The sequence below is a fragment of the Streptococcus sp. genome (assembly GCF_041802885.1).
In the GTDB taxonomy this organism is placed as follows: domain Bacteria; phylum Bacillota; class Bacilli; order Lactobacillales; family Streptococcaceae; genus Streptococcus.
Genome location: NZ_JBHCHN010000074.1, coordinates 1 through 10,933, shown reverse-complemented (window position 1 = coordinate 10,933; position 10,933 = coordinate 1). Strand labels below are relative to the sequence as shown.

At 45.9% G+C, this 10,933-nt stretch carries 11 protein-coding genes, 2 tRNA genes and 1 pseudogene; 3 read left to right on the top strand and 11 right to left on the bottom strand.

Annotation, left to right across the window (positions count from 1 at the left end; all coding sequences use genetic code 11):
* Positions 1-157: pseudogene (locus tag ACEYCN_RS09910) on the top strand (IS481 family transposase); the annotation flags it as partial.
* Between the two features lie 66 nt (positions 158-223).
* Here ACEYCN_RS09910 and pbp1b read toward each other — a convergent pair.
* Complete coding sequence (gene pbp1b, locus ACEYCN_RS09905; RefSeq protein WP_373714114.1) at positions 224-2,587, bottom strand: penicillin-binding protein PBP1B; 2,364 nt, start codon at positions 2,585-2,587, stop codon at positions 224-226.
* A 172-nt stretch (positions 2,588-2,759) separates the two neighbouring features.
* On the opposite strand from pbp1b, the gene tyrS reads away from it, so the two are divergent.
* The gene (gene tyrS / locus ACEYCN_RS09900; RefSeq protein WP_373714113.1) at positions 2,760-4,016 is read left to right on the top strand and encodes a tyrosine--tRNA ligase; all 1,257 of its coding nucleotides are present in this window, start codon (positions 2,760-2,762) and stop codon (positions 4,014-4,016) included.
* A gap of 25 nt (positions 4,017-4,041) precedes the next feature.
* Here tyrS and ACEYCN_RS09895 read toward each other — a convergent pair whose 3' ends face one another.
* Positions 4,042-4,671, bottom strand: coding sequence for a DUF6287 domain-containing protein (locus ACEYCN_RS09895; RefSeq protein ID WP_373714112.1), 630 nt, complete (start codon positions 4,669-4,671; stop codon positions 4,042-4,044).
* Positions 4,672-4,797: 126 nt separating this feature from the next.
* Between ACEYCN_RS09895 and ACEYCN_RS09890 the strand changes: the two genes are divergently transcribed.
* Positions 4,798-5,187 carry an HIT family protein gene (locus ACEYCN_RS09890; RefSeq protein ID WP_373714111.1) on the top strand — a complete coding sequence of 130 codons (390 nt, stop codon included), beginning with the start codon at positions 4,798-4,800 and terminating at the stop codon, positions 5,185-5,187.
* A gap of 17 nt (positions 5,188-5,204) precedes the next feature.
* On the opposite strand, the gene ACEYCN_RS09885 is transcribed toward ACEYCN_RS09890, so the two are convergent.
* The 9 genes from ACEYCN_RS09885 to ACEYCN_RS09845 form a co-directional block, all read right to left on the bottom strand.
* On the bottom strand, positions 5,205-5,417 hold the full coding sequence (locus ACEYCN_RS09885) for a heavy-metal-associated domain-containing protein (protein WP_373714110.1): 213 nt from the start codon (positions 5,415-5,417) through the stop codon (positions 5,205-5,207).
* Positions 5,418-5,426: 9 nt separating this feature from the next.
* Positions 5,427-5,858: a BlaI/MecI/CopY family transcriptional regulator gene (locus tag ACEYCN_RS09880; protein ID WP_373714109.1), complete on the bottom strand. Its 432-nt coding sequence runs from the start codon at positions 5,856-5,858 to the stop codon at positions 5,427-5,429.
* 96 nt (positions 5,859-5,954) lie between these two features.
* Positions 5,955-7,460 carry a metal ABC transporter solute-binding protein, Zn/Mn family gene (locus ACEYCN_RS09875; protein ID WP_373714108.1) on the bottom strand — a complete coding sequence of 502 codons (1,506 nt, stop codon included), beginning with the start codon at positions 7,458-7,460 and terminating at the stop codon, positions 5,955-5,957.
* Positions 7,461-7,468: 8 nt separating this feature from the next.
* Complete coding sequence (locus tag ACEYCN_RS09870; protein WP_373714107.1) at positions 7,469-8,287, bottom strand: metal ABC transporter permease; 819 nt, start codon at positions 8,285-8,287, stop codon at positions 7,469-7,471.
* A complete protein-coding gene (locus ACEYCN_RS09865) occupies positions 8,274-8,984 on the bottom strand; it encodes a metal ABC transporter ATP-binding protein (RefSeq protein ID WP_373714106.1) in 711 nt (236 codons plus the stop codon). Before ACEYCN_RS09865 ends, ACEYCN_RS09870 begins: the two co-directional genes overlap by 14 nt.
* A gap of 1 nt (position 8,985) precedes the next feature.
* Complete coding sequence (locus ACEYCN_RS09860) at positions 8,986-9,429, bottom strand: zinc-dependent MarR family transcriptional regulator (RefSeq protein WP_373714105.1); 444 nt, start codon at positions 9,427-9,429, stop codon at positions 8,986-8,988.
* Between the two features lie 94 nt (positions 9,430-9,523).
* Entirely contained in the window at positions 9,524-10,594 is a 1,071-nt protein-coding gene (locus tag ACEYCN_RS09855; protein WP_373714104.1) for a glycerate kinase, read from the bottom strand.
* Positions 10,595-10,741: 147 nt separating this feature from the next.
* A tRNA-Leu gene (locus ACEYCN_RS09850) sits at positions 10,742-10,825 on the bottom strand.
* Between the two features lie 13 nt (positions 10,826-10,838).
* Positions 10,839-10,910, bottom strand: a tRNA-Gln gene (locus ACEYCN_RS09845).
* Between the last annotated feature and the right edge of the window lie 23 nt (positions 10,911-10,933).

Here is a 10,933-nt window from a genome sequence, read left to right as displayed (position 1 = left end):
CCGACGTTTCTACCAGCACTTGGCCTTTTACTCCTACGAAGACCTCATCAAGCAGATGAAAAACTATCTCTACCGCTCCAATCGACTCCCTATGCAAACCCTAGGCTGGAAATCTCTTATCGACATCAGAAAAGCTTTACTAGGAGCTAGCTCCTAGTAAAGCTTAACAAATAGCTATCTTCAGAATGACCTTTTGGGTCTCACATCATTGACAAAGGTACACTTAGTCTTCTGATTCAGGTTGTGTGGTGCTACTTGATGGTTTCGTTGAACTAGCTTTAGTTTTAGTTTTTGGTGGGAAAAGGGTGTTCCAAGCTCGAGCTCGGTCACTACTGGTTCCCCCAACCATAAAGTTATAGGTTGTCACCGGTGCCCCATTCTTTGCCCAATAACTAGTGGTCAGCCCACCTGACACATTGTAAGAGCGACCATTGTATTGAGCAGTGCCTGGAGCCTGACCAGTAGATGCTAGAACGCTAGAAGCAATCACACCATCCGCCAGAGCAAATTGCCCTTCAAACAAGGATGGATTGGTATCATGCAGCGTGCTGATGAGATAGGATACATAGGCTGCATTGTTATTGTAACCCGTTAAAAAGTCCATACCAGTGTTGTCATCATGCCCTGCCCAGGTCCCTATTGTAATCCGAGGAGACGAAACCATGAGCCAAACGTCAGCCGTGTCATTACTGGTCCCTGTTTTACCAATCAAATCCTTGCTAGCCGCAGTTGGATTAAGGCCTGCCAAGCGACTCTTGAAGGTGGAGGTTTCACCAGAAGCCAAAACACCACGCAGCAGATAATCCACAATGGTTGCTGCTTCCTTAGAGTAGACCTGAACAGGCTTGGCTTCATGTTGATAAATGACCGTCCCATCATGGGCAGTAATTTTTTCTACAATATAGTTCTTGTTGTAGACACCATTATTGGCCAAGGTCTGATAGGCATTAGTATTGCCGACAACCGTTGTTTCAACACCGCCACCCAAAGGCAGACTCTCAATATCATACATCGCAATATCATAGTTCATCTTATCCATGTAAGATTTGACATCCACCCCCCTTTCCTGCAAGAGTTTATAGGTCCAGAAGGCTGGGATATTGGCTGAAGCATTGAGAGCACTCTGGAGGTTCATCATGCCTGTACCACGACTGGCCCCGTGCATGATAGGGGTTCCGTCATAAAAAGTAGTTGGATAGTTGGAAAGGATCGAAGCTGACCCCATCAATCCTTGATCGATAGCAACACCATATACCAGGAATGGCTTGATGGTCGAACCTGGGGAGCGCTTTGTATCCAAGGCATGGTTGTTCTGGTTGCTCTTATAGTCACGACCGCCGATGAAGCCAAGAATAGCTCCAGTTTGGTTATCAAGAACAACAGAACCTGTTTCTACCAGACCACCGCCATAATCTAAGACTGCGCCATAATTGGCAACCACTGACTGCATAGCAGAGTAGAGCCCTTTATCCACTGTACTGGTAACAGTGTAGCCCCCTTGACTCAATTCCTTTTTGGCCAGCTCTTTGTAGGCTGTCACTGTCTTATCATTTTTCAAGTCATTCTCAGAAACTTTGTCTCGTTTGATCAAATAATCATACATGACTTTTTCAGCTTCTTCCATGACAGCATAATAGAGATAGTCCTTGGTGTCTGCTGTAACAGGATTTGGTGCTTTAAAATCCTTCTTAATATCGTAAGCTACGTGCGTATCATACTCTTCTTTATTCAGATAGCCCGAACGGTACATATTGTACAGAACATCTTTTTGACGGGCAATACCAAAAGCCATATTTTCATCTGACTTAAAGTTTCCATCTGATGAGTAGGGAGAATAGACAATCGGACTTTGTGGAAGCCCTGCAATAAAGGCTGCTTGAGGCACAGTCAAGTCTGCGGCTGATTTTCCAAAAATTCCTTGGGCCGCTTCCTCTACTCCTGCAATATTTTGCCCCTGATTGTTCCGACCAAAAGGAGAGACATTCAGGTAAGTCGTCAGGATATCTTCTTTGCTCATATTTCGTTCTAGAGCCAAGGCAGATACAATCTCATTAGCCTTTCGGGTAAAGGTCGGTGCATCTCCCACCAACTGTTGTTTGACCAGCTGCTGGGTCAGCGTCGAACCTCCACTTGAAGACCCCAAACCGACAGAACCAAGCGCTGCACGAAGAACAGCCTTTGGCACAACTCCGTTATGACTTTCAAAAGTTTCATCCTCTGTAGCAATAACCGCATGCTTCACATTGTCTGAGATGGCTGCGCTCTCCACAGGGATACGCAATAAGTCGGACTTCACTTCCGAAATCAAGCTATTATCCGAATAGACCACTTTAGAAATCCGACTTAATTCAGTGACTCGGCTTACCAGGGCAGCCGACTCTGGGACCTTAACAGTATCAAACAGGCTGGCAATATAGCCAAATCCAACCCCCGCACCAAATAGTCCGATGAAAAAGATGATTAGCGCCAAAAAATTAACTACTAGCTTCAAAGTGCGCAAAATAATCCCAAACACATCGCTAACGGTCAGGTCAAACTTCTTAAGCCAGTTTTTTATATTCTTCATTTTATCCGGTTTAGTCGTCATAGATAACTCCTTATCTTCTCATTATAACAAAATTGTTTCTTTTCTACAATTTCATGGTATAATAAGAGGTGATTTTTAAATGGACCCCACCCATATTTCTCAAGAAGAAACACAATTACCATCGCCCTTTGAAGGTGGTGGCAGAGGGTCTAATATTAAAGGAGAAAGCCTCATGAACATTTTTGAAGAACTAAAAGCCCGCGGCTTGGTCTTTCAAACGACAGACGAAGAAGCCTTAGTAAAAGCCCTAACAGAAGGTCAGGTTTCTTATTATTCAGGCTATGATCCGACAGCAGACAGTCTTCATCTGGGACACCTGGTCCCAATCCTCGTCATGCGTCACCTACAACTAGCTGGCCACAAGCCTTATGCTCTGGTTGGCGGAGCAACTGGTTTGATTGGCGACCCTTCCTTCAAGGATGCGGAGCGCAGCCTCCAAACCAAAGACACCGTGGACGGTTGGGTTACCAAAATTCAAGGGCAACTCTCCCGTTTCTTGAACTTTGAGAATGGTGAAAACAAGGCCCAGATGGTCAACAATTACGACTGGTTCTCAGGGATTAGCTTTATCGACTTCTTGCGTGATGTTGGAAAATACTTCACCGTCAACTACATGATTAGCAAGGAATCTGTCAAAAAGCGGATTGAAACAGGGATTTCCTACACCGAGTTCGCCTACCAGATCATGCAGGGCTACGATTTCTACGAACTCAATGACAAGCACAATGTAACCCTGCAAATCGGCGGTTCTGATCAATGGGGCAATATGACCGCGGGTACAGAATTGCTGCGCCGCAAGGCAGACAAGATAGTCCACGTCATGACCGTTCCCCTCATCACCGACTCAACCGGCAAGAAATTTGGAAAATCCGAAGGCAATGCTGTTTGGTTGGACGCAGACAAAACCTCCCCATATGAAATGTATCAATTCTGGCTCAATGTCATGGATGATGATGCTGTTCGTTTCCTGAAAATCTTCACCTTCTTATCGCTTGATGAGATTGCCGAAATAGAAAAAGAATTTGATGCAGCCCGCCATGAGCGTTTGGCCCAAAAGATTTTGGCCAAGGAAGTGGTGACACTGGTTCACGGTGAAGAGGCTTATCACCAAGCCCTCAATATCACCGAGCAACTCTTTGCCGGAAACATCAAAAACCTTTCTGCTGCAGAGCTCAAGCAAGGCCTCAGCAATGTACCAAACTACGCTGTACAAGCTACTGATGACCGAAATATCGTTGAGCTGCTGGTTGCTTCAGGCATTGTCAATTCCAAACGTCAGGCCAGAGAGGATGTCCAAAACGGAGCCATCTATGTCAATGGCGAACGCGTTCAAGATCTGAATTATAACCTAGCCGACAGCGATAAGATTGATGGTGAATTGACTGTTATCCGTCGCGGTAAGAAAAAATACTTTGTTTTAACCTACTAAAAAAATACGAGCCTGGGCTCGTATTTTAATTTTTACGGTAGAAAAAGCTCCCATTGTCACCAATCTGTGCAAAATCATGACCTAGCCAGATTCGCTCCTGCTGCGAATCTGAAGCATCTTTTATTCTCACTTCTTCCCCATTTTCTCCAGGGTAGGTATGGTCAGGGAAGATCGTTCCTATTGGTAAAAATTCCAGGACACCCCCACCAATGTTTTCTGTCACTAGGTAACCTCTAACCGTTTCCCAGCTAGTTCCTTTCACATCCTGAACGGTCCCCCTACCATCAATCAGACCTGACGGACCGAAGGTCAAGGTATGTCCATAGCCATTGACCCAGACCCCTTCTATGCTAGAAAAATCTCCAGCTGTCAGCTGAGTCAGCTGCATGCCACTCGTAGTTGCTGGTTTTTCAGTAGGAGTATCTGCCACAGTGACCGGTATAGTCGTTGAAGAGGCTGCCACTTGAGTCTGGGTGGTCACAGCCTCCGTCAAACTGCTCTCACTTGTCAGCTGCTGACTGGAACTAGAACTTGGAGCCTGTCCTTTGCTGCTGCCAGCTGTCATCCCAATGATACAACTTGTCAGAACCAGCAAGGCGAGAATCACCACGATGCCCACCGTTAACAAGAATCTAGCCATTTTTCTGTTTTTCATATTTATCTCCTTTTTTTCTCTCACCTATTTATTCGCAAATCTTTTTGAAAAAAGCAAATTTGCAAATCATTCCTAAAAAAATTTTTTTAGTTTATAATAGTTTATCATAGGATGAAAGGAAAATCGATGAAAACCTGTATTTTTTGCCATCATATTTCAGAACAAGCTCTTCTCTATCAAACAGAGCATTTCAAGCTGGTCTTTGACATCGACCCAATTCAGACTGGCCATCTCCTTCTCATCAGCAAGGACCACTATACCAGCATCAGCCAACCTCCACTCCAAATCCTACATGAGTTGATTGAAACGCAAGCCTATCTGGTTGGACTCTTGGAAGAATGCCTACCCATCGACGGTGTCACCATTGCCAGCAATGACAAGGACCTGATGGATGACGGCACTCATTTTCATATCCATCTGATTCCTCGTCTCAAGGGGGATGGTTTTTGGGACAAGATTAACATCCAGGAGCTCCCCCTACCCATCAAAGATTTTCTAAAAGAACTGAAAAGATGAGCCTTCTGGCCCATCTTTTATGCTTTTATGGTGACTGCTTCGTAGACTGTATCGTCTAAGCTAGCCTGATAATCATCCAGGCTGTACAAGACATCTGTTGTCACCGTTGCTTCCTTGGTATCCAGGTTGATAGCGACACCTGATACTCCTTCCAATTCTAAGAAATGGGCTGTGACATGCTTGACGCAATTTTGACAAGACATGTTTTCGACTTCAACGATTTGTTTCATAGTTTCCTCCTAATGATGGTGACCGCAGGTACATTGACCCGGTAAACAGTGGCAAATCAAGGTTTCAGGGGCATCTTTCAGCCGACTAGCAATAGTTTGCTGAAGCATCTGCAAGTCTGATTGGGAATAGGAACCCTGTTCCAAAAAACTGACCACCAGGCTGGCATTCTTTGTCGAGCAAGAATTATCCAAAATAGCCTGAAGCTGCAAGCGCAGATGATCCTCCTCAGCCAACAAGGGCCAGTAATGGTACTTGGTTTCCACCTTTTCCATCCTCAGATAATCTTTCTTTCGGAGCCGGCCCAAGAGGGTCTTTACCGTAGCCGGTTGCCAGTCAAAGCCATCCTGAAGAGCTTGAATGATGAACTGAGAAGTGGAGCCAGGATGGGCCCACAAGACCCGCATAACCTGCCATTCTGCTCCAGAGATTGGATGTTCCATCTGCGGACCTCCTTTTCTTTCTTGATTAAAGTTTACAGTTGTAAACTTTTTTTGTCAAGAAAAAACGCCGAATGATTCGGCGCTTCTCTATTATGATTAATGGGCCAACATTTCTTGCGCAATTTCCATACCAGTCAGACCTACTGGGTAATAGGTTGGCCAGTTTTCCATCTCCTCAAGGAGTTTTTCCTGGCTTTCCCCACCGAAGAAAATATGGAAATGTCCTGTTTTCACTGGTGCGATATTGTGGTCACTAAATTGCACATACTTGTAGTTACCTGCATCCGCATCTGTCGCTTCAAACAAGTAGCGAACCCCACGATTGCCCTTCTTGTAGGTCAAAATCTTGTAACCCACATACTTGTAGGTATATTTGTGGGATTGACCATCCACAACAAATTCCATGGTCTGATCATCAATCTTGATTTGGTCAACATCAGTCTTATAGCCCGTATCGTAGTAAGCCTTGTATTCTTCTGCTGTCATAGCCCCTGTCAACTTGGCCTTGTAGTCCCAAACCTGATCCAGAGTGCCATCTAGCAAGTAGGGGTAAACAGACTGCCAGTCACCAGCATAGTCAGACAGACTTCTATCTTTTACCGCGCTATCTTCAAAGTAACCTTGGTATACAGTCTTCGCAGCTTCGCCTTCCTCTGGCAGAATTTCGACACCTGGCTGACTAGTAGTCTTTTCCAAAGCCTTGAGGTTATCCTGCATGACAGAGATGTAATCTGCCCCCTCTTTCATGGCTTCGTCGGTTAAACTTTCCAGCGGATTGAGAACTTCCAAGCTGACACCTGCTTCCTTGGCCAGGGTTTCAGCCAGAGACTTGGAGGCATTTTCTTCAAAATAAATATACTTGATACCGTACTGCTTAATGTATTCGGTCAATTCCGCCAAACGAGCGGCTGTTGGATCCTCATCGGCAGAAACACCGGTAATGGAAACCTGTTTCAAACCATAATCCAAAGCAAGATAAGCAAAGGCTGTATGCTGGGTCACGAAGTATTTTTGTTGGGCTGCAGAAAGGGTATCCTTATACTCCTTATCCAAGGCCTGCAACTTTTCAATATAGGCTGCTGCATTTTCCTCGAAGGCAGCTTTTTTATCTGGATACTTTTCTACCAAGCCATCACGAATAGTCTCAACCAGCTTGATGGAGCGCTCAGGAGAGAGCCAGACATGCGGGTCGAAGGCATGGCTGTGGCCTTCCTCCTCATGATCGTGGTCTTCTTCCTCACTGCCTGGCAACAACAACATCCCTTCAGTCGCCTTAATCACACCAACCTTATCTGTATCAACCGATTCCAGCAATTCGGGCGCCCAGGTTTCCATATTTTCATTTTCATAAACAAAGACATCGGCTTCCTGCACACTGGCCACATTTTTAGCGGAAGGTTCAAAATCATGGACTTCTGTCCCAGCAGGAATCATCAGCTCCACATTGGCCTCATCACCAGCAACCTGCTTGGTAAATTCGTAGACAGGATAAAAGGTGGTTACAATATCAATCTGATCATTTTGGTTACTTGCAGTCTGACTTGCACAAGCTGTCAAAGCCAAAACTGACAATCCTAGACCCAACTTCATTAACTTTTTCATATTTCCTCCTATTTTCTCACTTTATAGATGGCATTGACCAAAAGGAAAATGCCGATAAATATCAATGTTATGCTCGCACTAGCCGGTGTTTCTCCATAATAGGAAACAATCAAACCAGCCAACATCCCCACAAAACCAATAGCCATCCCAATCAGGATAACCGTTCGAAAACTTTTTCCGATTCGCAGCGCAATCGAGGCCGGCAGGACCATAATGGTCGATACCAAAAGGGCCCCCGCAGCCGGAATCATCAAAGCAATGGCCACACCTGTCACCATATTAAAGGCAATGGACATAGCCCGCACTGGCAGACCATCGACAAAGGCCGTATCCTCATCAAAGGTTAGGATATACATGGGCCTCAGGAATAAGACAGTCAAGATTAGAATCACTGCCGCAATCACAAAGAGGCTAAGAACCTGTTCCTGACTGATGGTCACAATGGAACCAAAGAGGTATTGCTCCAAACTGACCCCGCTTCGACCACCTGCTCGACTCATGATAATCAAGGAAACAGCCAGTCCCGTCGACATCAAAATGGCCGTTCCGATTTCCATGAAATTCTTGTAAATAGTCCGCAGGTATTCCAGAAAGACCGCAGCCACTAAGACGATCAGGACTGTTGAGAGAGTAGGAGAGAGCCCCAGCACCACACCAAAGGCGACACCAGCCAGAGAAACATGGCTCAAGGTATCACTCATCAAACTCTGCCGCCTCAAGATGAGAAAAACTCCCAAAATCGGCGCAAAAAGACTCATGGCAATGACTGCCAAAAAGGCCCGCTGCATGAACTCATAGTTCAAAAAGCTCCAATCAAAGAGATTCATGAGCCACCTCCTGATCCTGTCCATGCACGTTGAAGCACCTCCACGGCGAATGCTGATTGCGGACCAAGTAGATATTGCGATCCGCAAAGTCCTTCAACTCCTCTGGATCGTGGGTAATCATGAGAACAGACTTGCCGTGCTTCTTGGCCGAGTGATGCATGAGTTTGTAAAAGTCTTCCTTGGTCCCACTATCCATACCAGTAGTCGGTTCATCTAGGATAAAGATATCTGGGTCCGAGGCAAACATTCGCGCAATCACAGCCCGTTGCTTTTGTCCCCCACTTAGAGAGCCCAAGCGCTTGTCCCGATGTTCCCACATCCCTACCGAGTCCAAACTGGCCTTGATGTGCTCCTCATCATGCTTGGTCAATCGACGAAACCAGCCCTGACGGGGGTAGCGACCAGATTTGACAAATTCATAGACGGTACTGGGAAAACCCGCATTAAAAGAGGCAATCTGCTGAGGCAGATAGGCCATCCGCAACTTTTTCCCCCGAATACTCTTTTCCGAAATGGTAATCTTACCATGTTTGGGCTTGAGAATCCCCAAAGTCGCCTTAATCAAGGTCGTCTTGGCTGCCCCATTTTCACCCGTCAAGGTCACAAACTCACCACTATCCAAATGATAATGGATATTTTCTAGGACAGGTTCATTATCATAATGAAACTCCAAGTCCTCTACTGTAATATATCTCATCTTAACCCTTAATTTTCCCCACTAAATCCGTCAAAAAACGACCAATAACGGCCTGTTCCTCCGCTGAATAAGCCTGCAACAAGTCCTCATAAGCCGCCAAGGTGTGGACATGATGGTGCGTATGCTCCGCCGCTATGGGCTTGGCAATCTCTGTCAAACTATATCGTACCACACGGGCATCCTTTTCATCCCGAACCCCCACCAGCATCTCCTTGCTGATCAAGGACTTGATAGCCTTGGTGATGGCAGCCTGGCTTACATTCAGTTGCTTGGCGATTTCAGAACTGGTGTAGGAATTGTTTTCAATCAACATTAAAATATGTTCTTGAGTATTGGTGAGAGTTACCTCACTCTGGCAGCTTCCCACCAAGATTTCCAGCTGGTTTTCTGAACAGAGGACAATGTCATGCAAGGCCCGATCAATCTGAATAGCTAAGTCTCTCATTTGTCCCTCCTTTTTTGTTAACCAGTTAATTGTACCACAAAGAACTTAACCGGACAAGTATTTTTTCAAAAAATAAAAGACCCTTTTCAGAGTCTCAGGATGTTTCAATAAAGGTGCGCAAGATATTTCGAGTCACAAAGGCGAGATTGGCCAAGGTCCTTTCCTTTTTCATAGCCTCATCAAGGGAGAGCACTCGAGTCTGGATGGAAAATACGGATAAAAAGTCATCCCATATCCAATCCGCATCCTCGGCAATAGCCCCACAGACGGCAATAGCTGGCACACCATGCTTTTTGGCCAGCTGAGCGACACCATAAGGAACCTTCCCAGCCCTACTCTGACCATCCATGCGCCCCTCGCCTGTAATCACTAAGTCAGCATCCGCAATAGCCTCTTCCAAGCCAACGATTGACGCAATCCTGTCAAAACCAGCTTCCAAATGCCCACCTAGAAGAACTAGGGCCGCTCCTAAACCGCCTGCAGCTCCCGTCCCTGGAATAGCCTGTAAATCCAGACCAGACTCTTCCTTCACAAAGGCAACAAAATCCCTTGCCGCTTGATCCTTCAGTAACAGTTGCTCCGGATTTCCACCCTTTTGCTTCCCAAAAACCCGGGCAAAGCCCTTTTCACCAGCATAGGGATTCTTAACATCCGTGAGCCCAATCAACTTGACCTTCTCCCAATTCTCTGGAAAAGAAAAGCGCAGCATTTTTCCATCAAAACCAAAACTCTCCAGCAAACCCAGACCCCCATCAGAAGCGCCCGAGCCGCCAAGGGTCACATAGATTTCCTCGCACCCCTGCTCAACCGCATCACAAATAAGGGCACCCAAACCATAAGAACTAGCCTCCTCAAAAGTTTTCGAGGATGGACATATCTTATCAAGCCCCACTACTGAAGCAGACTCAATAAACGCTTGATGCCCTAGCAGCAGGTAAGAGGCCACTATTGGTCTCCCCAGCAAATCTACCGTCTCAACAGTCCTCAGTTCCCCTCCAAGTCCACCTCTTAGCGCATCAAGGGTCCCCTCCCCACCATCTGAAATGGCAAAAGTTTCAAGGTCCGCCTCAGGCAAAAGCTCCTGAGCCACATCTGCCACAGTAGTATTTAACTCATATGAACTCACTGAACCCTTAAAAGAATCAATAGCAACTACAATCTTCATAAAAACTCCTTTCCCTTTTCAGACACAATCACTATAGCCATTGTAGCAAATAAAGAAAAAAATAGTAATAGTCAACAGCCGAAATTTCCAGCTAGAACAAATAAAAAATCAAGGTCAGAAAACCTTGACTTTTTATTCATTATGCTATACCGGCGGCCGGGGTCGAACCGGCACGTCCGTGAGGACACTGGATTTTGAGTCCAGCGCGTCTGCCAATTCCGCCACGCCGGCACAATGATATTAACTGGGGTAGCTGGATTCGAACCAACGCATGAGGGAGTCAAAGTCCCTTGCCTTACCGCTTGGCTATACCCCAATAAAAAGGCGATTGAGGGGAAT